This is a genomic window from Streptomyces sp. ME02-8801-2C, from assembly GCF_033793965.1.
Lineage (GTDB): Bacteria > Actinomycetota > Actinomycetes > Streptomycetales > Streptomycetaceae > Streptomyces.
In genome coordinates this window covers 316,282-341,423 of the sequence record NZ_JARAXP010000002.1, presented here as the reverse complement: position 1 = coordinate 341,423, position 25,142 = coordinate 316,282, and the positions used below count along the sequence as shown (strand labels likewise).

Sequence of the window (25,142 nt, the reverse complement as noted above, 5' to 3'; positions counted from 1 at the left end):
AACGAAACCGAGGATAGCCATGTCCATCAAGCGTCTCATCACCCTCGCGGCCTCGGCCGCCGCCGTCGCCACCCTCTTCTCCCCGCTCGCCGGCGCCAACGCGCTGGACGCCGGATCCCAGGGGACGCGGTCCGCCCAACTCGTCTCCGCGGACGGCTTCCTCCACGTCTTCACCCAGCCGAACGGCGGCGGCCGGGAGTGCAAGTGGGAGGGCAACTCCGACAACTGGGGCCTCTGCCGCAACCTGACCTCCGACATCTGGAACAACGGCTACGAGGGCGGCAACGACGCGGTCGACCTGTACACCGCTCCGGGCGGCGGTGGCGCGCACGCGTGCATCTCCCAGGGCGACCGCTGGAGGGACACCACCACCAACCGCTACCACTTCACCTACGGCGAGGGCCTGGAGGGATTCGGGGCGAGCGTCAACAACAACATCTCCTCGCACCGCTGGGTCAACTTCTGCAGCCAGCACTGAGGTCCGACGAGCACGCCTCGGTCCGCCCACCCCCCGGGCGCACCGAGGCGCTCGTCATTGGCGCAGCAGGTCGCGGAACCCGGTGAGCAGGGCGCGCAGCCCGAGGTCGAAGGCCAGGGTGGCGCGGCTGCGGTCGGCGGGGGTCGCGTCGAGTACGGCGCCGAGGTGCGGAGTCGTGTCGCGGGCGACGTCGGAGACCATCACGGGCGGCGCCACCAGGTCGAGGGCGGAGCCGAGAACGAAGCTCTCCAGCGCGGTGATCAGTGGCATGACCTCGTGCGTGGCGAAACCCGCGCCCAGGAGCAGCTCCGCGACCTTCTCGTACATCGCGTGCATGAACGGCTCGGCCAGCGGAGCGGTGGCGAGCAGGGGTACCGCCCCGGGGTGGGCGGCGAAGGCGGCGAGATAGGAGCGGGCCCAGCCCTCCAGAGCCTTCTCCCAGGGCTGTGACCAGTCCTGGTCGTCTCCGGTCGTCAGGGCGAGTTCCTCGCGCATCAGCGAGATGATCTCGTCGCGGCCGGCGACGTGGTGGTAGAGCGCGGACGGGGCGACACCCAGGGCTTTGGCCAGAGCCGGGATGGAGAAGGCGCCCTTCTCGTCGGCCAGGCGCAGCGCAGCGGCACCGATGCGCCGGCGGTCCAGCAGGGGTGTGCGCGGCCGTCCCACGGTGGCTCCTCGGAGAAATTGTCTTCGTTTGCCGTAACCCAGACGTTACCGAATGGCATTCAGTAAAACTCTTCCCAGTCGCCCGGACGGCGCCTACATTACCGGAAACCGAACACCTTTCAGTTAGGTGATCGGCCGAAGGAAAGGCACCGCCACACGCCATGCACGCCGACATCGTCTTCACCGGAGGGACCGTCCGGACCGGGGCCCCGGACGCCCCCGTCCACGACGCCCTCGCCGTCACCGGCGGCCGGATCACCGGCCTCGGCGCACAGGCGACGGCCGCCCGGGGACCGCGTACCACCGTCGTCGACCTGGCCGGCGGGGCCCTGCTGCCGGCGTTCGGCGACGGACATGTACACCCCGTGATGGGCGGACTGGGTCTGGCCGGGGTGCCGGTCCGGGACCGTGGAAGCGTCGAGGAGATCGTCGACGTCGTACGGGGCTGGGCCGCCGCACACCCGGAGACGGAATGGATCACCGGTGACGGCTTCGACCCGTGGCTCGCCCCCGACGGCCGGTTCGACGCCCGGTGGCTGGACGCCGCCGTGCCCGACCGTCCCGTTGTCCTGCGCACCATGGACCACCACACCGCCTGGGTGAACAGCGAGGCCCTGCGCCGGGCCGGTTACACCGCCACGACCCCGGACCCGGCGGGCGGGGAGATCCTGCGCCGGGAAGGATCCGCCGAGCCGCTGGGCACCCTGCGCGAGTTCGGAGCACTCGGTCCCGTACTCGCCCTCGTTCCCACGGCCTCCCACGAGGCCCAGGTGGCGGCGCTGCGCGAAGCCGCCGCCCGGTTCGCCGCGGCCGGCGTCACCTGGGTACAGGACGCCTGGGTCGAACCGCACCACGCCGACGTCTGGGTCACCGCCGCGACCACCGGGCCGGGGCTTCCCCTGCGCGCCGATCTCGCCTTCGTCCTGCAACCCGACGGCTGGCGCGAGCGCGTCCTGCGGTTCGCGGCGGACCGGGAGAAGGTGGAGAGCTCCGCTCCCGGGCTGCTGACCGCCCGGACGGTGAAGTTCTTCGCCGACGGTGTCATCGAGGCCGGCACCGCCGCCCTCCTCGAGCCCTACACCGACTGCCCGCACTCGCACGGCATCGCGAACTGGGCGCCCCAGGAGCTGGCCGAGGCCGTCACCGCCGTCGACGCGCTCGGGTTCCGCGCGCACCTCCACGCCATCGGCGACGGCGGAGTCCGGGTCGCCCTGGACGCGATCGAGGCCGCCACCCGCGCCAACGGCGCCCGCGACCGCCGTCCGGTCATCGCCCACGCCCAGCTGATCGACCCCGCCGACCTGGCCCGGTTCGCCGCCCTCGGCGTGATCGCCAACCTCCAGCCGCTGTGGGCCCAGCCGGACCCCCTGATGACCGAGCTGACGCTCCCGAGGATCGGCCCGGAACGAGGCGGGCGGCAGTACCAGATCGCCGCCCTGCTCGACTCCGGCGCCCGGCTCTCGTTCGGCAGCGACTGGCCGGTCACCGCCCATGAACCACTGCGGGGCATCGCCACCGCGGTCACCCGCCAGACACCCGAGGGAATTCCCGAGGGCGGCTGGCTCCCCGAGGAGCGGATAGACATCGACACCGCTCTCGCCGCCTACTCCGCGGGATGCGCCCACCAGGCGTTCGAGGAGAAGGAATGGGGCGCGTTGCGTCCCGGAATGCGCGCCGACCTGGTGCATCTCGCCGCCGATCCGGCCGGGACCGCCCCCGGGGACCTCGCGCACCTCCCTGTCCTGGGCACCTGGCTCGCCGGCCGACGTACCCACGACGCCCCCACTCCCCACGGCACGCGGGCCGGGAGACGATAGACCCACGTCTTCGTCACTACCGGTCCACGTCTCCCTGCCGCATCGCTCGCTCCACGCTCACCCACACCACGCGGAGACCTCCATGACCGAGCCCCTCGTTCCCACCGCTCCCCATCAGCCACCACCGGCCGGGGGGACGGACCAGAGCCCGCACCTCCAGCGCGGCAGCCTCGGCGTCGCGGACATCGTCTTCTTCGTCGTCGCCGCGGCCGCCCCGCTCACAGTGATGGCCGGCGTGGCTCCCCTCGCCATCCTCTTCGGCGGCATCGGCGCCCCGGTCGCCTATCTCGCCGTCGGCGTGGTGCTGGTCCTCTTCGCGGTCGGGTTCACGGCGATGACGCCGTACATCCGCAACGCCGGTGCCTTCTACTCGTACATCGCGCGAGGTCTCGGACGTCCGGCGGGGCTGGGGGCGGCGTTCCTCGCGGTGTTCTCGTACAACTCGCTCCAGATCGGCATGTTCGGCGCCTTCGGCTTCTTCGCCTCCACCACGGCGAACGATCTCCTCGGCGTCGACCTGCCCTGGCCGGTGTACGCGTTCGCCGGGATCGCCGTCGTCTGGTTCCTGGGCTTCAGGTCCGTCAACCTCGGTGCCAAGGTCCTGGCCGCCCTGCTGATCGCGGAAACCGCCATCCTGGTGCTGCTCGCCGGCGCGGTCCTGGTCAAGGGCGGCGCGAGCGGGCTGACCTTCGACTCCTTCGCCCCCACGAACGTCTTCGTCTCCGGGATGAGCGGACCCCTCGGTCTCGCCGTCGCCGCGTTCATCGGCTTCGAGGCCACCGCCATCTACCGCGAGGAGGCCCGTCACCCCGACCGCACCGTGCCCCGCGCCACCTACCTCGCGATCGGCTTCCTCGGTCTCTTCTACGCCTTCATCTCCTGGATCATCGTGCAGGCGTTCGGCAGCGACCAGGCCGTCGGCGTCGCCGCGAAGAACCCGGCGGAGATGTTCTTCACCGCCATGACCCAGTACGTCGGCGGCTGGGCGACCGACGTCCAGCGCGTCCTGATCGTCACCAGCGTGCTCGCCGCCCTGCTCGCCTTCCACAACGCCATCACCCGGTACGTCTACGCCCTGTCCGTCGAGAAGGTCGCCCCCTCGGCGCTGGGCCGCGTGCACCCCAGGCACGGCTCGCCGTGGGTGGCCGGCATCGCCCAGAGCGTCCTGGCGGTCGTGGTCGTCGCCGTCTTCGCCGTGATCGGCGTCGACCCCTACACCAAGTTCTTCCTGTGGGTGAACACCCCCGGTGTGGTCGGCATCCTCGTCCTGCAGGCCCTGGCGGCCTTCGCGGTGGTCGCCTTCTTCCGCCGCAACTCCACCGAGCACGGTGAGGGACCTCTGCGTACCCTCCTCGCACCCGCCGCGGCCGGCGTCCTCCTCACCGCGGTCACCGTGCTGGTCTGCAAGCGCCTGGACCTGTTCACCGGCGCCGGCCCGGCCGTCAACTGGTCGCTGGTCGCACTCACCCCGGCGGTGTTCCTGGCCGGCGTCGCCCTCGCCGCCCACATCCGCCGCAACCGGCCCGACGTCTACGCCAAGCTGGCCACCACCGACGTCGACGCCACCTGACGCACGCGCAGCGGGGTCCCGTGTGCCGGTCCGAGGCCCGGCACACGGGACCGCCCCGCCCGAGCGGTCACCGGACGTCCGTCACGCCACCCCTCGTTGCCGCGCGGGAGGCTCGCCCAGGTGGTGGGCCCAGGGACGCAACTGCCGGTCCGCACTGTGCAGCAGGCTCTCGATGTCTTCCGCGCTCCGGGCGCCGCCGAAGACGTAGTGGTCCGGGCGGGCGAGGAGGGCCGCGCACGACCGCTGTCGCATCCAGTCGTCGAGGAGCGGCCCTGTCTCCAGGTACTCGTCCGGCCGCGTCGGCGTGCCGCCCGTGGTCATGCGGACCAGCCGCAGCGGAAATCCGCCGGCCGCCCGATGGGCACAGAGTGCCCGCTCGGCCGTCGAGGCGTCCACGTCGTGCCGGACCACCAGCCGGAAGGTGCCGCCGGTGAACGTGTCGAGCAGCCCCTCCTGTCCTCGGACGTCCGTGACCGTGGGCTGCGGCAGCAGGTCGCCCCTCGCCGGGGAGCCCACGGGAGCGAGGAATCCCGCCGTCAGGCCTGGGATGAGGGACTGCCGGACGATTCCCTCGGGCCGTGCCGCCAGCTCGCCGAGCAGTTCGGCGTCGCGTTGCGCGGCGACGTCATCGTCCCGTTCGCAGATGATCCTGCCCAGCTCCTTGGCGGCCAGCGTCACCTGCCGCACATGCGGTTCCCGTTCCCGCTGATAGGTGTCCAGCAGCGGCTCCTCGGCGACGCCCCGCAGCTGGAGCGCCAGCTTCCACACCAGGTTGGAGGCGTCGCGGATGCCCTGGCACATGCCCTGCGCGAGGAACGGCGGGGTCATGTGGGCGGCGTCGCCCAGGAAGAACACCCGCCCGGCGCGCCACTGCCGCAGGACCAGCGCGTGGAACCGGTAGCTGGACGCACGCCACAGCTCGTAGTCCCCCGGGTCGAGCCAGCGGGAGAGCAGCCCCCGGACGAACTCCTCCCGGGACACCTCCTCCGGGTCCTCGCCCGGGTTGATCATGAACTCCCAGCGGCGCAGGTTGCCGGGGCCCACGACGAACGTGCTGGGCCGCGCGGTCTCGCAGTACTGGACGTTGGTCCGGGGAAGGTCCTGGCCGGCGCCGGAGCGCAGCAGGACGTCCACCACCAGCCAGGGTTCGTCGAATTCCAGGTCGCGCATGCCCAGGCCGAGCCCGGTCCGCAGGGGACTGGCGCCTCCGTCGCAGGCCAGGACGTACCGTGCCCGCAGGGTCCGGTGTCTCCCCGAGAGATCGGTCGTCGCGACGCGGACGCCGCCGTCCTCGAGCCGTACGTCCGTCGCCTCGGTGCCGAGGAGCGTCTCGACTCCCGCGCACTCCTCCAGGCGTTGTCGCAGGGCGCTTTCCAACCTCGGCTGGAGGAAGACGTAGTTGGGCGCCCAGCCGAGCGGGTGGGGCGGTGGTGCGGTGCCGATGCGTCGGATGACCCGTCCGTCGGCGTTGTGGTACTCGGAGGGCCGGTAGGGCATCACGTGCGGCGCGATGGTGTCGGCCAGACCGAGCCCGGCGAAGACCCGCATGGCCTCCTGGTCGAAGCCGATGGCACGAGGTCGGGGCTCGATCCGCGTCGCCCGGTCGACGGCGACGACGCGAAGCCCCAGGTCGTGGGCGAGGTTGGCGGCGGTGGCGCCCACCGGTCCGAGGCCCACGACCACCACATCGGCGTCGAACGCGTCGGTCACCGGAAGGCCGCCTGTCCGGTCAGCGCCTGGCCGATCATCAGCGTGTGCATCTCGACGGTGCCCTCGTAGGTGAGGATCGACTCCAGGTTGTTGGCGTGCCTCATCACCGGGTACTCCAGCGAGATGCCGTTGGCGCCCAGCACGGTCCGCGCGGTGCGGCAGATCTCCAGCGCGGCCCGGGTGTTGTTGAGCTTGCCGTAGCTGACCTGCTCGGGGCGCAGCCCCCGGTCGTCCTTGGCGCGGCCCAGGTGGAGGGCGAGCAGTGTGCCCTTCGCCAACTCCAGGGACATGTCGGTGAGTTTGGCCTGCGTCAGCTGGAAGGAGCTGATCGGGCGGCCGAACTGGACACGGTCACCGGCGTAGGCCAGCGCGGCCCGGAAAGCCGACCGGGCGGCGCCCATCGCGCCCCACGCGATGCCGTAGCGAGCCTCGTTGAGGCAGGACAGGGGACCGCGCAAGCCGCGTACCTCCGGCAGCACGGCAGAGCCGGGGAGCCGTACGGCGTCCAGGACCAGCTCACTGGTGACGGAAGCCCGCAGCGACATCTTGTGCTTGATGGCGGGGGCCGAGAAGCCGGGGGTGCCGGTGGGGACGACGAAGCCGCGTACGCCGTCGTCGGTGCGGGCCCAGACGACCGCCACGTCCGCGACCGAGCCGTTGGTGATCCACATCTTGCGCCCGTCGAGGACCCAGTCGTCGCCGTCCCGGCGGGCGGCGGTGCGCATGCTGCCCGGGTCGGAGCCGGAGTCCGGCTCGGTGAGGCCGAAGCAGCCGATGGCGGTGCCGGCGGCCAGCCTCGGCAGCCACTCGTCCTTCTGCTCCTCCGAGCCGAAGGCATGGATCGCGAACATGACCAGCGAGCCCTGGACCGAGACCAGGGAGCGCAGCCCGGAGTCGGTGGCCTCCAGTTCCAGACAGGCCAGGCCGTAGTCGACCGCGCTCATCCCGGCGCAACCGTATCCGTCCAAGTGCATGCCCAGCAGGCCGAGTTCGCCGAGTTCCTTCGTCAGGCCGCGGATGTCGTCGATGGCGCCCTGCTCGAACCACTCGGCGATGTGCGGCTCCAGACGCCGGTCGCAGAAGGTGCGGACCGTGTCACGGACGGCGCGCTCGTCGGGGGTAAGCAGGGTGTCGAGTTCCAGGAGGTCGAGGGGATCGGCCTGGCGGGGCGAATGCTGAGCGTGCATCGGGTGTCTCCAGAGGCAGGCAGGAAGGAAGGTCGGGAGAAGAGGAGGCCGCCAGTCAGGGGAGGAACCGGCGGCCTCCGGCTCGGTCGGTCACACGGAGAGCGTCGGGCTGATGACGAAGTTGCTGAAGCCGCCGTTGCGTCGCGCTATGCCACCGATGGCCTCGTTGACCCGTTCCAGCGGGAAGACCTGGTGCTCCAGCGGACCGAGGTCGAGCAGACCCGCCCCGGCCAGGTCGGCCATGACCTGGCCCTCGCCCGCGGTGAACCAGGCCGAGCCGACCAGCCGCAACTGCTGGTCCATCATCCGGTGGACGTCGACGGGCAGATCCCCGGCGACCGCGCCGATGTTCACCGCGATGCCGCCACGTGCCAGCGCCCGCATGCCGGCCAGGAACGTCTCGTGCGGTGCGCCGGGGCCGAGCGCGTCGATGTAGATGTCGGCGCCGTGGCCGTCGGTCTCGGCCCGGATCCAGTCGTCCAGCGGGCCGTCCTCCAGCGAGTGGAGACGCAGGCGTCCGTCGGCGAGCTTGCCGACCTGGTCGAGCAGGCCCTTGTCCCGTCCGGTGCCGTAGACGTGGGTCAGGCCCAGGGCGGGCGCGAGGAGGGCCGCGCCGATGCCGAGGGTGCCGCTGATGCCGTTGACCAGGACGGTTCTGCCCGGTCCGGCACCGGCTTTGCGGAGCGCGGAGTACATGGTGCCGAGGTAGCCGAAGCGGGCGGCCGCCTCGAAGGACAGCGTGTCCGGCAGCTTCACCAGGGAGTACGCCGGAGCCACCATGTACTCGGCCAGGCCGCCCTGGTAGCGGTCCAGCAGGTCGATCGCCGTCGGCGAGAAGCCGAAGTATCCGGCGAACGCGTAACTGGCGCAGTTGATCGAGTCGTTGTCACGGCACGACCGGCACGAGCCGCAGGAGCGGCCCGGATTGACGTACACCCGGTCGCCCGGCTTGAACGCCTGGACACCCGCGCCGACGGACTCCACCACTCCCGCCGGGTCGAGACCGAAGATCGCCGGCAGGGTCGGCAGGGGGCTGTCCGGGAACCAGGTGGTCCACATGTTCAGGATGTTGGCGAGGTTCGGAACGATGTTGACGGCGTGCACGGCCACGCGGACATCGCCGGGGCCGGGTTCGGGAACGGGCAGTTCCTCGATCCTCATCGGCTCGCCGACCTTGTGCATCCGCGCGGCTCGCATGGTCGCACTCATGGCGTCTCCTCGGGTACGGGAGGGAGAGACGGCGCCGACGGCACGGTCTCGGGGATTTTTCTCGGGGTTGTGAAGGGTGGGTCAGTCGTCCAGCAGCGTCGTCAGCCGCGCGCGCTGCAGCTTTCCGGTGGCCCCGCGCGGCAGGGCCGGTACGACGCACAGCCGCCGGGGCCACTTGTGCCGGGCGAGCCGGCCGTCGAGGTGGGCGCGCAGGTCGTCCAGGGTGGGTGTGCCCGAGTCGGTGACCAGGAAGGCCGTCACCAGTTCGCCCCAGACCGGGTCGGGCGCCCCGGAGACGGCGACCTCGACGACGCCGGGGAGGTCGGCGAGCGCGTTCTCCACCTCGGCGGGGTCGACGTTCTCGCCGCCGGTGATGATGGTGTCCTTCAGCCGGCCGACGACCTCCAGCCGGCCGTCCGTGTCGAACCGTCCCCGGTCGCCCGTGCGGAACCAGCCCTCGCCGTCGGTCACGGGCACCGGCCCGGCGGCGGTCCGGTACTCGGCGGCCACGGACGGACCCCGCACCCAGATCTCGCCGGGCACGCCCACCGGGGCGGGCGATCCGGCCGCGTCCACGACCGTCACCTCGGCCCGTGGGACGGGCGATCCGGTGGAACCGGCCGGGTCGTCCGGCGCGGAGTACGTCACCCCGGCCGCGGTCTCCGTGAGGCCGTAGGAGTCGACCACACCGATCCCGCGGGCCCGGAACTGCTCGCGGGTGGCGGTCTGCGCCGGTGAGCCTCCGGACAGGATCCAGCGCAGGGTGTCCAGGTCGCCGCCGTGGAAACGGGGATGACGGGCGAGCAGGGCGGACATGGCCGGTACGGCGAACGCGCACGTGACCCGGTGGTCGCGGACCAGGTCGATGAACAGGCCGGGCTCGAAGCGGGGGGCCAGGATCACCGTGCCGCGCCGTGCCCAGACGCACTGCGGAAGTCCGCCCAGTACGGCGACATGCGCCAGCGGGGTGGAGATCAGCGCGGTCTCGTTCTCCCCGAAGGGCATCCGGGCCAGGCCGCCGGCCATGCTCCAGCGCAGGTTGTCGTGGGTCAGCGCGACTCCCTTGGGGCGGCCCGAGGTGCCGGAGGTGAACGCGATGACGGCGATGTCGGACCCGGCCGGGAGATCGTGGGGGACGGCCTCGGGTCCGTCGTCCTCGGGGTGCAGCTCCTCCCAGGTGAGGCGCAGTCCGGGGCCTGCCGGGAAGCCCTCGTCGGCGACCACCGCCGCCGGTCCGGTCTCCTCGCACACCACCCCGAGTTCACCGCCGGTCACCTGCGGGTGCAGCGGCACGAGCACCGCGCCCATCCGCGTCACCGCGAACAGCGTGATCAGCGCCTCGGGCCGCGCGGCCCCCTGCATCACCACCCGGTCACCCCTGCGCACCCCGGACTTGTCGAGCCGGGCGATCACGCGCCGTACGGCGAGGTCGAGTTCGGCGTAGGTCCAGATCCGGTCCTCGAAGACCAGTGCGGTCCGGGAACCGGCGTCGGCGGCGCCGCTGACCAGGTGGTCGCCGAATGTGCCGGTCATCTCCGCACCTCCGCGGTACGTCCGGCGCGGGCGAGGGCGCCGAGGGTGGTCTCCGCGAGGTCGGCGGCCGAGACCGGCGTCCCCCGCTCCAGCATCCGGCGGGCGGCCAGGTGCTCGGCGGGCCAGTTCAGCGTCTCCACGGCCACCAGCAGGTCGTCGCGGAAGGCGTACGCGGCCAGCCGCTCGGCCGTGTCGCGGGGCACCACTCGCACCTCGTCACCGTTCGAACGCAGCCCGGCGATCTGCAGCTTGACGTCCCCCTGGTCGCTCCAGAACCACGGCAGGTTCCGGTACGGGCCGGCGGTATCGGCGGATCCGGCGATGCGGCGCGCGACCAGCGCGCCCTGGTCGACGGCGTTCTGCACCGACTCGAGCCGCACCGGGCCGTCCGCCTGTGGATGCGGACACCGGGCGCAGTCGCCGACGGCAAAGACGCGGGGGTCGGTCACCGAGCGCAGTCGCTCGTCGACCAGCACCCCGTCACGGACGGCCAGTCCGGCCCGCCCGGCGAGTTCGTCGCGGGGTACCGCGCCGATGCCGTACACGACGAGGTCGGCGGGCAGGACTTCGTGGTCGGTGACGACCTGCTCGACCCGTCCCGCGCCCTCCAGGGCCCGGACGGCCGTGCCGGTGAGGATCCGGACGCCGGCGCGTTCGTGCCGTTGCCGCAGCCACGGTTCGAGTTCGGCCGACACGGCTCGGCCGAGCAGCCGGTCGGCCAGTTCCACCACGGTCACGCGGGCACCGCGGGCATGGGCGACCCGGGCCAGTTCGAGTCCGATGAAGCCGCCGCCGACGACCACGACGTCACGGGCCGTCGTCAGCGCCCGGCCGATCGCGAGCGCCTCGTCGAGGGAGCGCAGGGCGTGCACGCCGGGCAGTTCGGCGCCGGGGACGGGCAGCGGGCGGTTGCGTGCGCCCGTCGCCAGCACCAGATGGTCGTAGAAGACGGTCGTGCCGGTCCTGGTGAGGGCGGTGTGGGCGGCGAGGTCGAGGGCGATCGTCTCGTCCCCGAGCCGCAGGTCGATGTCACGGTCGCGATAGAAGGACTCGGGCACCAGCTCGACCCGGAGGTCATGAGGGTCGGTGTGGGCCTTCTTCGACAACGGCGGCCGCTGGTACGGCGGATGGGGCTCGGCCGCGAGAACGGTGACCGGGGCGTCGTAACCGGAGACGCGCAGTGTCGAGGCGACGGTGAAACCGGCCTGTCCGCCGCCGACGATCACCACACCCGCCGCTGTGCTCGTCATACCTGCGCCTCCGGCACGACGACGACCAGTCCGTCGAGCGTGTCGGTGAGCTGGATCTGGCAGCTGAGCCTGCTGGTGGGCCGGCGTTCGGCGGCGGTGAAGTCCAGCATCTCGTCCTCGACCTCGTTCGGCGGGCCGACGAGTTCGGACTGGGCGGTGGCGACGTAGACGTGACAGGTGGCGCAGGAGGCGTTGCCGCCGCATTCGGCGACGATGCCCTGAACGCCGTTGGCGACCGCCGCCTGCATGAGCACGGTCCCGGACTCCGCGGTGACCTTGTGTTCGGTCCTGTCGGGCAACTGGAAGATGACAGTGGGCATGAGGTCCTCCCGATGGGGACGGCTCAGGGGGTTTGCCAGGTGACGTTCAGCGAGGTGAGCCCGCGGAACACCCAGCCGTCCAGACGGTCCGGGGTGTTCTCGGCGAGGCGGAGGCCCTTGAGGCGGCTGAAGACGAGGGGCCAGGCGATGGCGCTGACCTCGTGGCGCGCGACCCACGCGCCCATGCAGAAGTGCGGTCCGCCGCCGAAGGCGAGGTGCGGACGGTGCGGCCGGTCCGGGTCGAACTCGTCGGCCCGCTCGAAGACCGATTCGTCCCGGTTGCCGGAGGCGATGACGAGGGCCACGCGACTGCCGGCCGGCAGGGTCACACCGGCGATCTCATGGTCCTGGGCGAGCTGACGCGGATACATGCCGATCGGCGAGATCCACCGCGCCGTCTCCTCGAAGACCCGCTTCCAGACCGCTGGGTCCTTGAGCACCCGCTCCAGCACTTCGGGTCGTCGCAGCAGCGCCCAGGCCCCGACGCCGAAGACGTCACGCGGCTCGTTGACGCCCCCACCGATGACGACCTTGACGTTGTTCTGGATCTCGGTCGGCGACACCGGGTCGGCGGCGTGGACCATGGAGGAGATCACCGAGCCGTCGGGAGTGTCCGTGACGGCGTCGACCGCCTCGGCCACCGCGTCCTCGATGGCCCGGGTCGCCCGCTCGGCGCGCAGCCAGATGTCGGGCTCGTCGGCGTAGTTGCCGTTGGCGGCCATCATCGCCCGTGACCAGTCGGCGATGTCGTGGGCGCTCGCGGTGCGCAGGCCCAGGACCAGGGCCAGGTTGGCGGCGGCGAGCGGTTCGGCGAAGTCGGCGATCAGATCGGCCTCGCCGCGGTCCTCGAGCCGGTCGAGCAGTTGGTGCGCGGTGCGCTCGAAGGAGGCCGCCCACAGGTCGCGGACCTGGCGGGGGCGGGTGGGCGGCTCGGCGGCGGCGCGCAGCCGCCGGTGCACCGGATCGTCCTCACGGAGCAGGTTGGGCCCGACGGTGCGCAGCAGCAGCGAGCCCTCCTCGCGGGAGCTGAAGACCTCGGGCAGTTTCTCGGCTCGGACGATGTCCTCGTAGCGGGTCAGCAGATGGCGGCCCACCGAGGGGACCCAGGCCAGCGGCGCGGTACGGCGCAGCTCCGCGTAGGCCGGGTAGGGGTCGTCGCGCAGCTCGGCGAGGTCGAGTTCGACGACGGGTGCGCCGGGCGCCGGCGCCGCCGGGGCGCTCATGGTGTTCCGCCCGCGCCGATCAGGACGAAGAAGAGGGTGGCGGGCTCGGTGCCGAGGTTGCGCCAGGCGTGCCGGGTGCCGTTCTGCACGACCAGGTCTCCGGGCTTCAGCACCGCGGTCTCACCGCCGTCGAGGTCGAGGACGATCTCGCCGCTGAGGACGACGCCGTAGTCCACGGTGGGTGTGGTGTGCATACCCGGGTTGTCGATCTCGAACAGCTCGGCCAGGCCCGGCGTCCCCTCCAACTGCTCGGAGCCCGCGGCCACCGGGTCCCAGGACGGGTCGGCGTAGACACTGGCGGGAGGGAAGGTGACGGTCAGGGCGATGGTCTCGCCGGGCGCCGGTATGTAGGACTTCAGAGACGGTGTCGGATCGTCCGACGGGGTGGCGGGAGCGGCCGTGTTCCACACCAGGGAGCGGGCGAAGCCGGGGGTGTGGACGTACTGGCGGGTGACGGGCGGCTCTCCGTCGCTCGCGATCACGGGCTTGCCACTGGGATCGACACCGGTGACGACACGACGGACCATGATTCTCTCCCTTGAGAAACCAAGCAATTGTTAGATGCTTGACGGTAAAAGGCCTGACGATTTTCGGCGCCGGAGCCCTGTCACTCCGCGGTCGGAGTCTCCTGATTGACCAGCGTGCGCAGCAGGTGGACCAGTTCACTGAGCTGGTCGTCGCGCAGTACGGCGGTCCACGCCCGCTCGCGCTTCGTCTGGGTCTCGATCGCCTTGCGCAGCGTCTCGCGGCCCTCTTCGGTGAGCTCCACGAACAGCTGGCGGCGGTCGGACGCGACCCGCTCCCGGCTGACCAGGCCCCGGGTCTCCAGAGTCGCCAGCGCGCTGGAGATGCTGGCCCTGCTGGACCCGGAGAACCGGCCGATGTCCTGCTGGCCGAGCGGGCCGTAGACCCACAGGGCGTTCAGGATCCGGAAGCCCGCCCAGGTCAGGCCGAGCGGCCGGTGGACGTGCTTCTCGAAGTCCTTGGTGAGCCGGGCCTCGAGGCGGGTGAGATCGGTGACCATCTCGATCGCGTCGAGGTCCCGGGGATCGGTCGTGCCCAGCTCACGATGGTGGTGGCGCAGCAGCTCCGAGAACTCCCGGGTCCGGCTCTCGCCGGCGGCCCCCGTCTCACCCACGGTCTCGGTCACGATCTCCCGCCCTTCCCTGTGCCTGGCCCGCCACGACCGGATTGACCATAGTGCCCACGCCCGTGACCTCGGTCCGCACCACCTTGCCCTCGGTCAGGTACAGCCGAGGAGTGCGGCGGACACCGCAGCCGGCCGGGGTCCCGGTGAAGATCAGGTCGCCCGGTTCGAACGTCACCCGCTTCGACAGCCAGGCGATCAGTTCGGGCACCGGGAAGATCAGGTCCGAGGTGCGGCCCCGCTGCACCTCCAGGTCGTCGACCCAGCCGGCCACCTCGATGTCGTCCGGGTCCTCGAACTCGTCGACGGTCACCAGGAAGGGGCCGATCGGGCTGAAGGTGTCGTACGACTTGGGCAGCGTGAACTGATTGATCGGCTTGCGCCACTGCTCCTTGCGGTCGCTGATGTCCTGGCCCGCGGTCACCCCGGCCACGTACGACCAGGCCTCCGCCTCCGGGATGTTCTTGCCGGTCCGGCCCATCACGACGACCAGTTCGGCCTCGAAGTCGACCTTGTCGTACTGCGGCTCCACCACGATCGCGTCGTACGGGCCGACCACCGACGAGGCGAACTTGGCGAACACCGACGGCTCGTCCGGGACCGGGAGGCCCGACTCCTCGGCGTGCGCACGGTAGTTGAGGGCCACCCCGATCGCCTTGTACGGCTTGGCGACCCGGCCCAGCTCACGCGGAGCGAACTCCTTCCAGTCCGTCTCCGCGGCGCGTTCGGCGAGGGCGTGCAGCTCGTCGTGGAGGGAGAGGTCGCTGAGCACCTCCAGTCGCGCCTCGATCGCACCCTTGCTCGCGGTGGCGATGTCGAGGGCGCGGTCCCCGCGTACGACGACGGGACGGCCGGCGAGGTTGGCGAGCTTCATGCGGGCACTTCCTTCAGGTCGGCGGGGCCGGGCAGGGGCAGGGCGGGCTCGCCCTCCACCCGTACGCCGAGGGTGTTGATGACGGTGGCGACGGTCAGGTACTGGCCGACGGTGTAGAGGACGTCGATGACCTGTTCGGTGCTCAGGTGGGCGATCAGCCGGTCCCACAGCCCGTCGTCGACACCCTGGTGGTCGACGAGCGAGTCGGTGGCGTCCAGCAGGACCCGGTCCAGCTCGTCGAGGCCGTCCCGGGCGCCGGTGGCGGCGGCGAGGATCGTCTCGTCGGCGAGGCCCGCGCGGCGGGCGATCCGTACGTGCTGGTCCCACTCGTAGGCCGCCTGGGCCCGGGCGGCGATCCGTAGGATCATCAGCTCCCGCGACCTCAGCGGCAGGGTGTTCTTGCCCAGCACGTGGTTGCCGAAGACGAGGAAGCGGCGCAGCGCGTCCTCGTGGTGGGCCAGGGTCGCCCAGATCGTGTAGATCCGGCCGTCCTGATCGCGGTAGGGCGCCAGCGACGCCAGTGTCTTCTCCTGCAGATCCGCCTCGTCGACGGGGAGCAGGCGGGGCTTCTCCGACATCGGAGTCCTCCTCGGCTCGATGACGGCAACTTATTCGTCAGGACCTTGACCGTCAAGGGTCTAACAAATACGGTCTTCATCATGACGATCCAGAGCCTTGGGTATGTGGGGATCGGCACGCCCGATCCGACAGCATGGGCGGAGTACGCCCGGAACGTGATCGGGCTCGCCGTCGAGAACGGCGAGCCCGGCGACCCCGTACGCCACCGACTGCGGATGGACCAGCATCCGTTCCGTATGTGGCTGACAAAAGCCCCGGTGGGCGGTGTCACCGTCATCGGCTGGGAGGTCCGCGACGCGGCCGCCATCGACGAGTTGACCGTGCGGCTGAAGGAGGCCGACGTCGATGTGACGGCGGGCACCGAGGAGGAGTGCCGGGAGCGCCAGGTCACCCGGATGGTGCACTTCACCGGCCCGGCGGCGATCCGCACCGAGCTGTTCTGCGGGCGCCGACTGGCTCCGAGCCAGTTCGTCTCACCGCTCGGCGTCGACTTCGTGACCGGCGACCAGGGGCTCGGACACGTGGTGATGAAGACACCGCACGTCCAGGAGGCGGTGGACTTCTACCGCGACGTCCTCGGCTTCCGCCTCAGCGACACCGCCGACTACCCCTGGGGCACGTTCTACTTCCTGGGCTGCAATCCCCGCCACCACAGCGTCGCCTTCGTCCGTTCGTACCGGAACGAGGGCACCCATCACATCCTGTGCGAGGTGACCACACCGGAGGAGGTCGGCCGGGCCCTGGACCGCACGCGCGAGCACGACGTCGAGCTCATGGCCACGCTCGGCAAGCACGCCAACGACGGGATGTTCTCCTTCTACATGACCTCGCCCGCCGGGTTCGGCATCGAGATCGGCGCGGACGGCGTCCAGGTCGACGAGGCCACCTGGGTGAGCCGTACGTACACGGCCGACGTCTGGGGCCACCACCCGGTCCCGTAACGCGACGCGACTCCGGTTCTTCCCTCTTCGACGAAAGCGGGCCGTATCCCATGCTTCTCGAAAGTTATCTGCAGGACACCTGGGTCGCCCCGACGGCCCATGACCCGGCGGCGGTCGACGTCCACGACGCCGTCACCGGCGAGACCGTATGCCACGTCTCCTCCCGGGGCCTCGACCTCGCCGGTGCCTTCGGCCACGCCCGCGAAGTCGGCGGGCCCGCACTGCGCGCGCTCACCTTCCACCAGCGGGCCGACCTCCTGGAGGCACTCGCCGCCGCCGTCCGCGCCCGCCGTGAGGAGCTCTACGCCCTCTCCACCCGCGCCGGAGCCACCCTCAACGACGCCCGCTACGACGTCGACGGCGGCATCCGCGTCCTGCGCGACTACGCCGCGCGGGCCCGCGTCGAACTCCCGGACGCCCCGCACCTCGTCGAAGGTCCCCCCGAGCGCCTGGCCCGTGGCGAGGACTTCCTGGGCGTCCACCTCGTCACCCCGTCCCCCGGTCTGATGCTCCAGGTGAACGCCTTCAACTTCCCCGTCTGGGCACCACTGGAGAAGCTGGCCCAGGCCGTGCTCGCGGGCATGCCGAGCGTGGTGAAACCGGCCACCCCGACCGCGTACCTCACCGAACGCCTGGTGCGGATCATCACCGACTCCGGAGCCCTGCCACCGGGGACCCTGCAACTGGTCGCCGGCTCGGTACGCCCCGCGCTCGACCTGCTCGGCGAGCAGGACGTCCTCTCCTTCACCGGCTCCGCCGCCACCGCCGAGACCCTGCGCACCCACGCCGGCCTGGTCGCCCGCTCCGTCCGCTTCAACGCCGAGGCCGACTCCGTCAACGCCGTCGTGCTGGCCCCCGACGTCACCCCCGCTTCACCGCTGTTCGAGGCGTTCGCACGGGAGGTCGTCACCGAGATGACGGTCAAGGCGGGCCAGAAGTGCACCGCCGTCCGCCGGGTCCTCGTACCCCGCGAGCACGAGAGCGCCGCGCTCGACGCGATCGCGTCCCGGCTCGCCGGGGTGAGCATCGGCAACCCCGCCGCGGAGGGCGTGCGCATGGGCCCGGTCGTCAGCCTCGCCCAGCGTGAGGACGTACGACGGGCGGTGCGGGCCATCGCGGCGTCCGGGCGCTTCGTCCACGGCGACCCCGAGAAGGTGCGCGTGGTGGACGCCGACCCGGAGCGGGGCGCCTTCCTGGACACCCTGCTGATCTCCGCCGACCCGGACGCCGCCGCGCCCCACGAGGTCGAACCCTTCGGCCCCGCCGCCACCGTCCTCGCGTACCGCGACACCGCCCACGCCGGCGACCTGCTGGCCCGCGGCCGGGGCAGCCTCGTCGCCTCACTGGTCGGCGACGACCTCGCCTGGACGACCGCCTTCGCCCGCGACGCGGCCCCCTGGCACGGCCGGCTGCACCTGCTCGACTCGACCAACCTGGACCAGACCACCGGCCACGGATCGCCGCTGCCCGCCCTCAGACACGGCGGGCCCGGACGGGCCGGCGGCGGATCGGAGCTGGCGGGCATCAGGGGCGTGCTGGAACTGATGCAGCGCACCGGGCTGCAGGCGTCCCGCCGGATGATCGCCGCGTTCCAGGACCAGTAGTCCGCGCAGGCCGGGCCCTTGGACACCGCCCTCTCAGACAGGACGGCGGCGGGTCTCGCGGGGGCTGGTGCCGAAGTGCCTGCGGAACACTCTCGAGAGGTAGGACGGGTCGTCGATGCCCCAGCGCAGGGCGATCGTGGTCAGCGACGCGTCGGGGTCGTACCGCAGGATGTCCTCGCGGATCCGTTCCAGCCTGCGGCGCAGGATGTACTGGCTGCAGGTGGTCCCCGTCCCGGTGAACAGCCGGTGCAGTTGCCGCAGTGAGACATGGTGGGCCTCGGCCACCCGCTCCGGCCCGAGGCCGATGTCGGAGAGGTTCTGCTCGATCCAGGCGAGGATCGGAGCCAGCCGGGCGTCGCCGCCCCGGCCGAAGTGGTTCTCGTCCGAGCGCGCCACGATCCGGCGCACCATCTGCGTGGCGTATTCGCCGACATCGGCCAGATCGCGTGCCGACAGGGTCGCGACGGCGGAAGGGTTCCCCGCTCGCATAAATGCCGTCAGAGCGGCACTGAACGGCGATGCCTCCACCTGTATCCGCTGGGCCAACCGCGCCAGTGAACTCTCCGGCACCCGCAGTTCCTCGGCGGTGACGGCGATCAGCGTGTAATGGAAAGCCGTCGTATAGGAGAAGAAGAACGATTCCTGGGCGGGATACACGATGAGGGAGGACGGCGTGAGAATCGTCGAACCCGTGGAGCCGACATAGCTGGCTTCGCCTTCCAGCAGTGCACCGACGATGTAGGTGCCCCTCCCGTCGTGGGGCACGATCCGCCTGGCTGTGGACGCGGCGTCGTTGGCCACGTCACAGCCGAGCAGCCGGCCCGTGCGCCAGGCCGAGAAGTCGCCGGTGAATTGCCCGCCCCGGCAGGACATGAGGACCTGGTCGTCGAACTGGGCGGCCGGATCGGTTGACGGCAGATAGCCGGAGACGATGCTGCCGTCCTGAAGGTGACGAACGGTAATGCCCATGTGCCTGGCCCTGTCACGGATGCTGCGGTGTTGTGGTGCGGTGCGCCCACCGACCCCGGGACTCGGATTTCCGTGGAATTGATGATCGAAACGGCGACGGTGACCACGACGGTCTGGCGGGATGATAGCCCGGTCGCACGGAATCGGATACAGCGAGCCGGCACGCAAGGCCACGTCGAGATGGCACGGACGGCCAAGTTCGCGGCACGGACGGAAAAGTCCGGCGCGGCCGTCGTACCTAGCGTGGGTCGTCCCCGGCGTCTCCTCCGGAAGGCCGAACGTGCCCATGACCGACGATCAACCCCTGTGGACCTGGACGGCGACCCGTCTGCGGACCGCGCTCACCTCCCGTGACATCTCGGCCCGTGAGGTGACACAGAGCTGCCTGGACCGGATCTCCGAGGTCAACCCCCGGATCAACGCGCTGGTCGACATCCGCCCGGAGGAATCCCTGTCCGCCGCCGACCGGGCGGACACCGCGATCCGGGCGGGCGACGACGCACCGCTGCTGGGCGTCCCCGTCGCAACCAAGATCAATACCGACCATCGTGGCTATGCGACCACTGACGGCATCGTCGCGCAGGCGGACAACATCGCGACCGACGACGCCCCGGTCGTGGCCGGCCTCCGCCGAGTCGGCGCCGTCTTCACCGGCAGGAGCAACTCGCCCGCGTTCGGATTCCGCTGGTTCGCGAACAACGACCTCCATGGCCGGACGCTCAACCCTTGGGACGCCGAGCGCACCCCGGGCGGGTCCAGCGGCGGCGCGGCGGCCGCGGTCGCCAGTGGGATGGTGCCGATCGGGCACGGAAACGACGTGGGCGGCTCCATCCGCTACCCCTCGTACGCGACCGGGCTCGTCGGCCTGCGTCCGACACCGGGCAGGGTCGCGTCGTTCACGTCGGCGACCGGGACGCCCGAGCACACACTGGCGATGCAGACCATGGCGGTCGAGGGCACCCTGGTGCGCTGTGTGGCCGACGCGCGGCTGGCGCTCGATGCCGTCGAGGGGTGGGACCCACGTGGCTTCTGGCAGATCCCCGGTGACCCGACGCCGCCGCCGTCGCCGAACGCCAAGCGGGTCGGCCTCGTCCGTGACCCCGGGGTCGTGCCCCCGTCCCCGCAGGTCGACTCCGCACTCACCCAGGCGGCCCGCGTGCTGGAGGCCGCCGGATTCGAGGTGGAGGAGGTCGAACTCCCGCTGCTCGCCGAGGCGTACCGGCTGTGGTACCTCCTCGTACTGCAGGAGTTCGCCACGCAGCTGCCGCAGGTCCGGAAGTTCGGTGACGCCGGAATGCTGGCCTCCGCCGAGCACACGCTCGCGAACGCGGCCGAATGGTGGGGCGCGGCGCCGTCGTTGGAGACGTTCATCGCCGGTTACGCCCGGCGGGGCACCCTGGGCCGCCAGTTGCAGCTCTTCCTGGAGCGGTACCCGACCCTGCTGCTGCCGGTGTCCGCCGAGCAGGCGATGACGCAGGACCAGGACGTGGCCGGCCAGGAGAGCATGCGGCACGTCATGGAGATCCAGTGGCCGATGATGGCGCTCCCGCCGCTCGGCGTGCCCGCGCTGGCCGTTCCGACCGGTGTGACGAACGGTCTGCCGGTCGGCGTGCAGTTGGTCGGCAGGCGCTTCGACGACCGGCGGCTGTTGGACGCCGGCGAGGTGCTGGAGCGCGCCCTGGGGTCATTCACCCCGATCGATCCTCGGTAAGTACCCACTCGATAAGTACTCCACTCGATAAGTCCTGCACTCGACAAGCCTTCACGAGTTGTCCGGTCTCTGCTGTGCCAAGGAGAGTAATGAAGGAGTTCATCAAACGGCGTGACGCGGTCGAGATCCGCGTCGCGTTCGGCGGAATATACGGGCTCGCTCTCGTATTCGGCTGTTTCCCGCCCGCCTATCTGTGGGCGAGTGGTTCCGCTGTCGTCATCGCGGGTCTTCCGGTGGCGATCTGGTACTGGATTCTCATCGCCGTCCTGGTCGGGCTTTCCCTCTGGGCTCTCTACTGGGTGGAGGACGTCCGAGGAGAACTCGGCGAAGCCCGCCGGCCCGACACCCTCGCTGATTCCGCGGTCACATCGCCGGCGACGCCGGTCGAGGAAGTGGATTGACATGCTCGTCATTCTTTCGATGCTCGGTGTTTTCTACGCCATCGTCATAGCCATCCTCTACATCACGAAGCAACCGTCCAAGCCCACATTCGAGGAGTATTCGGTCGGCGGGCGTTCGTACGGCCCGTGGTACGTCGCGATGTCCTACGTCAACTCCTGGTTCCCCGGGGCGACGTTCATCGCGTTCTTCGGACTCTCCGCGGGCTTCGGGGTTTTCGGGTTCTACGGCCTGGCGTACTCGATTCTCGGCGTGGCGGCGATGTACTTCATGGCGACGCGAGCCTGGCGCTGGGGTGCGCGGTACGACCTGCGCTCCCAGCCGGATCTCCTCGGCGTACGGTTCGACTCGCGCGCCGTGAAAGTCGTCGCCAGCGTCATCGGGATCGTCTCGGTCTTTCCCTGGGTCGTGCTCGGGATGCAGTCCCTCGGCGAGGTCTTCCATGTCGCGACCGGCGGCGAACTGTCGGTGACGACGTGTCTGCTGATCGGGCTGGCGGTGATCCTCGTACGGCAGTACTGGACCGTGCAGATGGGTATGCGCGGGCTCATCCTGAGCGACGCGTTCCAAGGGATCGTCGCCTACGTCCTGGCCGGCGGCCTCTGTTTCGCGCTGCTGCTCGGACTCGGTGACGGACCCATCAGCTTCGCCCAGTTGGGGCAGGTTCCGGAGAGGATGCTGCGCGTTCCCGGCGACGGTGACCAGTACGGGCCGATGTACCTCTTCAGCCTCATCTTCACCGGCATGATCGGATCGCTGTGCTGGCCGATGAGCTTCCAGCGGATCTACACCGCCGCCGGTGTCCGGGCGGTCAAGTCCGCCACCGTACGAACGGTCCTGATCTCGTCCACCTTCTACACGCTGCTGACCCTGCTCAGCATCGCCGCGTGGAACATGCCGGAGGTCGCGGCGAACCCACAGGCCGGGTGGTTCACCATCATGCAGTCCTACGGCGGGACCTGGCTGCTCGGTCTGGGGGTGACGATGGTCTTCGCCGCGTCGATGGGTCATATCGACGGCAGCGTGCAGGTGTGCGGGCTCCAGATCGCGAACGACCTCGTCAACTCGCCCCGACGTCAGCTGACCGACCGTCAACTGACCCGTGTCGCCAAGGGAAGCATGATCGCCTTCATGGCCCTGGCCGGCATCGTCGCGTACCTGACCTTCAACTACAGCAGGCTCCAGCTTCTGGCCCAGGTGTCCTACCAGGGCATCGTCCAGCTCGCCGTGCCGCTCTTCCTGGGCATCTTCTGGCGGGGCGGGAACAAGCACGGCGCGTTGTGGGGCATGCTCACCGGCGCACTGACGGCCCTGATACTCACGATCGTCTTCCCGGACGACATCAGAGCCCTCGGCAGCATCACCAGCGGCATCGTGGCCCTCGGCGTCAATCTCGTGGCCTACCTCGTCGTCTCCGCGCTCACGGGCACCAGCGCGGAAGAACGACGCCGCGTCGACGAACTGTTCGAGGTGGCTGCCCGCCAAGTGCGCTCGCCCGAGCCGCCCGTCCCCCTCGAAACCGAACCGGAACCGGCGTAAGCACACTGTCACCGCTGCCCAGCCCCTCCACCGGGCCCTCGGCCCTGGCACCCAGGGGCTGGCAGAACAGGACTCTGACCAGCGTTTTCACAGAAGTCCTTCCGTCTGACGGAAGCCGTCTTGCCGAGTCGTCGCAACCCTTACGACCCTGGGTCCAACCACGGCACGCGGGGCGACGACACCCCGCCGACAGGGACGGAACCCCCATGCCTCACACCACCGCCTTCGCCCGGAACCAGTGGTACGTCGCCGCCTACAGCCACGAGGTGGGGCGGGAGCTGCTCGGCCGGACCATCCTCGGTGAGCCCCTCGTCTTCTACCGCACCGAGGGCGAGGGAACGCCCATCGCGCTCGCCGACCGCTGTGTGCACCGGCGTTACCCCCTGTCCGAGAGCGGACTCGACGGCGACCGGATCGTGTGCGGCTACCACGGCTTCACCTACGACACGACCGGTACGTGTGTGTACGTGCCCGGACAGAAGCGCGTCCCGCGTACCGCCCGTGTCGCCTCCTACCCCGTGGTCGAGCAGGACGCCCTGATCTGGGTGTGGATCGGCGACCCGGCCCTCGCCGACGCCGACACCATTCCGCGGGCCCGGCACCTCGACTCCCCCGGCTGGACCACCGTCAAGGGCATGGAGCCGATCGACGCCGACTACGGACTCCTCGTCGACAACCTCCTCGACCTCTCCCACGAGACCTACCTCCACGGCGGCTACATCGGCACCCCCGAGGTCGCCGAGACGCCGATCACCACGGAGGTCGACGAGGGCGCGGGCATCGTCCGGGTGAGCCGGCACATGGACGACGCCGAGTGCCCGCCGTTCTACGCCAAGTCGACCGGCATCAGCGGGCGGATCACGCGCTGGCAGGACATCGAGTACCACGCGCCGTGCCTGTATCTGCTGCACAGCCGGATCGCGCCCGTGGGCGTCCTGCCCGAGGCCGACGGCAGCGACCCGAACGGTTTCCACACCGAGATCACCTACGCCATCACCCCGTCGGCGGACGGGAAGGTGTACGACTTCTGGATGGTCTCGCGCGACTGGGCCACGGACGACGACGAGGTCACCGAGTTCCTGCGGGGCAACAACCACACCGTGGTCATGCAGGACGTCGACGCGCTCAACCTCCTTCAGCGGACGCTGGGTTCGGAGCGGTCCGGATACCAGGAGCTGAGCATCAACATCGACACCGGCGGTCTCGCCGCCCGCCGTATCCTCGCCCGGCTGGTCGAGGAGGGCGACAAGCCGGTGGAGAAGGTCCTGTGAGCGGCAGCCCGACAGGCGAGGTCTACCGCATCGACTGGCTGCCGGGCACGGACATCCTGCACGGAACCTGTCACTGCGGCCGGGAACACAGCTCGCAGGACCCCATCGAGATGTGGGAGTGGATGCTCGCCCACCCGCAGGGACATCAACCGCAGGCGGACCAGCCACAGGGAACCAGCTCATGAACGTGTACGAAGCCGAACTCGTCGTCGAGCGGCGGGAGTCCGCCGCGGACGGGGTGCTCGCGCTCACCCTGCGGCACCCGCTGGGTGAGGAGCTGCCGGGGTGGGAACCGGGCGCCCATGTCGACGTCCTGCTCGGGCCCGGCCTCGAGCGGCAGTACTCGCTGTGCGGCGACCCGGCCGACGCGTCGGCGTGGCGGATCGCGGTGCTCCGCGAGCCGGACGGGCGCGGTGGATCGGCGTATGTGCACGGGCAGTTGGGGCTGGGCGACAAGGTGCGGGTCCGGGGGCCCCGGAACCACTTCGCCCTCAAGCCGGCGCCCCGCTACCGCTTCGTGGCCGGCGGCATCGGCATCACCCCGATCCTGCCGATGCTCGCCGCCGCCGAGGCCGCGGGCGCCGAGTGGACGCTGCTGTACGGCGGACGCACCCGCAAGTCCATGGCGTTCACCGAGGAGTTGGGGCGTTACGGGGACAAGGTCACGTTCGCTCCACAGGACGAGACGGGACTCCTGGACCTCGACTCGGAGATCGGGCAGCCGGCGGACGGCACCCTCGTCTACTGCTGCGGTCCCGGCGCCCTCCTCGACGCGGTGGAGTCGGTCTGCCCGGTCGGCGCGCTGCACGTCGAGCGGTTCACGCCCAAGGCCCAACAGGGCGGTGAGGACAGCGAGTTCGAGGTGGTCCTGCAGCGCAGCGGTCGTACGCTGACCGTGCCCGTCGACGTGTCCGTGCTGGACACCGTGCGCGCTGCCGGGGTCGAGGTCCTCTACTCGTGCACCGAGGGCACCTGCGGGACCTGTGAGACGGACGTCCTCGACGGCACCCCGGACCATCGGGACTCGGTGCTCTCGGACGAGGAGCGGGAGGCGGGCGAGACGATGCTCATCTGCGTGTCCCGGTGCCGAGGCCCCCGGCTGGTCCTCGACCTCTAGCCGCACAGCGTCACAGCTCTACGGCACG

Annotated in this window: 24 protein-coding genes; 11 read left to right on the top strand and 13 right to left on the bottom strand. The window is 70.7% G+C overall.

Going from position 1 to position 25,142, the window contains the following annotated elements:
- The first annotated feature begins 19 nt into the window (after positions 1–19).
- On the top strand, positions 20–478 hold the full coding sequence (locus PV396_RS06175) for a peptidase inhibitor family I36 protein (protein WP_319201213.1): 459 nt from the start codon (positions 20–22) through the stop codon (positions 476–478).
- A 54-nt stretch (positions 479–532) separates the two neighbouring features.
- Here PV396_RS06175 and PV396_RS06170 read toward each other — a convergent pair whose 3' ends face one another.
- Positions 533–1,144, bottom strand: coding sequence for a TetR/AcrR family transcriptional regulator (locus tag PV396_RS06170; RefSeq protein WP_319201211.1), 612 nt, complete (start codon positions 1,142–1,144; stop codon positions 533–535).
- Between the two features lie 161 nt (positions 1,145–1,305).
- Here PV396_RS06170 and PV396_RS06165 point away from each other — a divergent pair, with 161 nt between their 5' ends.
- Both PV396_RS06165 and PV396_RS06160 read left to right on the top strand, forming a co-directional pair.
- Complete coding sequence (locus PV396_RS06165) at positions 1,306–2,961, top strand: amidohydrolase (protein WP_319201208.1); 1,656 nt, start codon at positions 1,306–1,308, stop codon at positions 2,959–2,961.
- Positions 2,962–3,043: 82 nt separating this feature from the next.
- The gene (locus PV396_RS06160) at positions 3,044–4,531 is read left to right on the top strand and encodes an APC family permease (protein WP_319201206.1); all 1,488 of its coding nucleotides are present in this window, start codon (positions 3,044–3,046) and stop codon (positions 4,529–4,531) included.
- A gap of 81 nt (positions 4,532–4,612) precedes the next feature.
- Here PV396_RS06160 and PV396_RS06155 read toward each other — a convergent pair whose 3' ends face one another.
- From PV396_RS06155 to PV396_RS06105, 11 genes are all read right to left on the bottom strand, one after another.
- Positions 4,613–6,241 carry a bifunctional 3-(3-hydroxy-phenyl)propionate/3-hydroxycinnamic acid hydroxylase gene (locus tag PV396_RS06155; protein WP_319201204.1) on the bottom strand — a complete coding sequence of 543 codons (1,629 nt, stop codon included), beginning with the start codon at positions 6,239–6,241 and terminating at the stop codon, positions 4,613–4,615.
- Entirely contained in the window at positions 6,238–7,428 is a 1,191-nt protein-coding gene (locus PV396_RS06150) for an acyl-CoA dehydrogenase family protein (RefSeq protein WP_319201202.1), read from the bottom strand. Before PV396_RS06150 ends, PV396_RS06155 begins: the two co-directional genes overlap by 4 nt.
- Positions 7,429–7,518: 90 nt before the next feature.
- Complete coding sequence (locus tag PV396_RS06145; protein ID WP_319201200.1) at positions 7,519–8,637, bottom strand: alcohol dehydrogenase catalytic domain-containing protein; 1,119 nt, start codon at positions 8,635–8,637, stop codon at positions 7,519–7,521.
- A gap of 81 nt (positions 8,638–8,718) precedes the next feature.
- Positions 8,719–10,170 carry a class I adenylate-forming enzyme family protein gene (locus PV396_RS06140; protein ID WP_319201198.1) on the bottom strand — a complete coding sequence of 484 codons (1,452 nt, stop codon included), beginning with the start codon at positions 10,168–10,170 and terminating at the stop codon, positions 8,719–8,721.
- Positions 10,167–11,420: an NAD(P)/FAD-dependent oxidoreductase gene (locus tag PV396_RS06135; protein ID WP_319201196.1), complete on the bottom strand. Its 1,254-nt coding sequence runs from the start codon at positions 11,418–11,420 to the stop codon at positions 10,167–10,169. The genes PV396_RS06140 and PV396_RS06135 overlap by 4 nt, the downstream gene beginning before the upstream one ends.
- Entirely contained in the window at positions 11,417–11,740 is a 324-nt protein-coding gene (locus PV396_RS06130; RefSeq protein WP_319201194.1) for a 2Fe-2S iron-sulfur cluster-binding protein, read from the bottom strand. Before PV396_RS06130 ends, PV396_RS06135 begins: the two co-directional genes overlap by 4 nt.
- Positions 11,741–11,763: 23 nt before the next feature.
- Positions 11,764–12,963 (bottom strand): cytochrome P450, encoded by a 1,200-nt coding sequence (locus PV396_RS06125; RefSeq protein ID WP_319201192.1) that lies wholly within the window; start codon positions 12,961–12,963, stop codon positions 11,764–11,766.
- Positions 12,960–13,490: a cupin domain-containing protein gene (locus tag PV396_RS06120; RefSeq protein ID WP_319201190.1), complete on the bottom strand. Its 531-nt coding sequence runs from the start codon at positions 13,488–13,490 to the stop codon at positions 12,960–12,962. The genes PV396_RS06125 and PV396_RS06120 overlap by 4 nt, the downstream gene beginning before the upstream one ends.
- Positions 13,491–13,570: 80 nt before the next feature.
- Positions 13,571–14,113: a MarR family winged helix-turn-helix transcriptional regulator gene (locus tag PV396_RS06115; protein ID WP_319201188.1), complete on the bottom strand. Its 543-nt coding sequence runs from the start codon at positions 14,111–14,113 to the stop codon at positions 13,571–13,573.
- Positions 14,094–14,984, bottom strand: a complete 891-nt coding sequence (locus PV396_RS06110; protein WP_319201186.1) for a fumarylacetoacetate hydrolase family protein — start codon at positions 14,982–14,984, stop codon at positions 14,094–14,096. The genes PV396_RS06115 and PV396_RS06110 overlap by 20 nt, the downstream gene beginning before the upstream one ends.
- Entirely contained in the window at positions 14,981–15,562 is a 582-nt protein-coding gene (locus PV396_RS06105; RefSeq protein WP_319201184.1) for a carboxymuconolactone decarboxylase family protein, read from the bottom strand. Before PV396_RS06105 ends, PV396_RS06110 begins: the two co-directional genes overlap by 4 nt.
- An 81-nt stretch (positions 15,563–15,643) precedes the next feature.
- Between PV396_RS06105 and PV396_RS06100 the strand changes: the two genes are divergently transcribed.
- Both PV396_RS06100 and paaZ read left to right on the top strand, forming a co-directional pair.
- Positions 15,644–16,504: a VOC family protein gene (locus PV396_RS06100; RefSeq protein ID WP_319201183.1), complete on the top strand. Its 861-nt coding sequence runs from the start codon at positions 15,644–15,646 to the stop codon at positions 16,502–16,504.
- Positions 16,505–16,554: 50 nt separating this feature from the next.
- Positions 16,555–18,108 (top strand): phenylacetic acid degradation bifunctional protein PaaZ, encoded by a 1,554-nt coding sequence (paaZ, locus tag PV396_RS06095; protein ID WP_319201182.1) that lies wholly within the window; start codon positions 16,555–16,557, stop codon positions 18,106–18,108.
- Between the two features lie 33 nt (positions 18,109–18,141).
- On the opposite strand, the gene PV396_RS06090 is transcribed toward paaZ, so the two are convergent.
- Positions 18,142–19,077 (bottom strand): AraC family transcriptional regulator, encoded by a 936-nt coding sequence (locus tag PV396_RS06090; protein WP_319201180.1) that lies wholly within the window; start codon positions 19,075–19,077, stop codon positions 18,142–18,144.
- Positions 19,078–19,363: 286 nt separating this feature from the next.
- Here PV396_RS06090 and PV396_RS06085 point away from each other — a divergent pair, with 286 nt between their 5' ends.
- From PV396_RS06085 to PV396_RS06060, 6 genes are all read left to right on the top strand, one after another.
- Positions 19,364–20,788, top strand: a complete 1,425-nt coding sequence (locus tag PV396_RS06085; RefSeq protein WP_319201178.1) for an amidase — start codon at positions 19,364–19,366, stop codon at positions 20,786–20,788.
- Between the two features lie 89 nt (positions 20,789–20,877).
- Positions 20,878–21,189 carry a hypothetical protein gene (locus PV396_RS06080; protein WP_319201176.1) on the top strand — a complete coding sequence of 104 codons (312 nt, stop codon included), beginning with the start codon at positions 20,878–20,880 and terminating at the stop codon, positions 21,187–21,189.
- A gap of 1 nt (position 21,190) precedes the next feature.
- Positions 21,191–22,726, top strand: a complete 1,536-nt coding sequence (locus PV396_RS06075) for a sodium:solute symporter family protein (RefSeq protein WP_319201174.1) — start codon at positions 21,191–21,193, stop codon at positions 22,724–22,726.
- A gap of 206 nt (positions 22,727–22,932) precedes the next feature.
- Positions 22,933–23,997: an aromatic ring-hydroxylating dioxygenase subunit alpha gene (locus tag PV396_RS06070; protein WP_319201172.1), complete on the top strand. Its 1,065-nt coding sequence runs from the start codon at positions 22,933–22,935 to the stop codon at positions 23,995–23,997.
- A complete protein-coding gene (locus tag PV396_RS06065; protein WP_319201171.1) occupies positions 23,994–24,182 on the top strand; it encodes a hypothetical protein in 189 nt (62 codons plus the stop codon). The genes PV396_RS06070 and PV396_RS06065 overlap by 4 nt, the downstream gene beginning before the upstream one ends.
- Positions 24,179–25,114 (top strand): PDR/VanB family oxidoreductase, encoded by a 936-nt coding sequence (locus PV396_RS06060; protein WP_319201169.1) that lies wholly within the window; start codon positions 24,179–24,181, stop codon positions 25,112–25,114. Before PV396_RS06065 ends, PV396_RS06060 begins: the two co-directional genes overlap by 4 nt.
- Positions 25,115–25,142 lie beyond the last annotated feature (28 nt).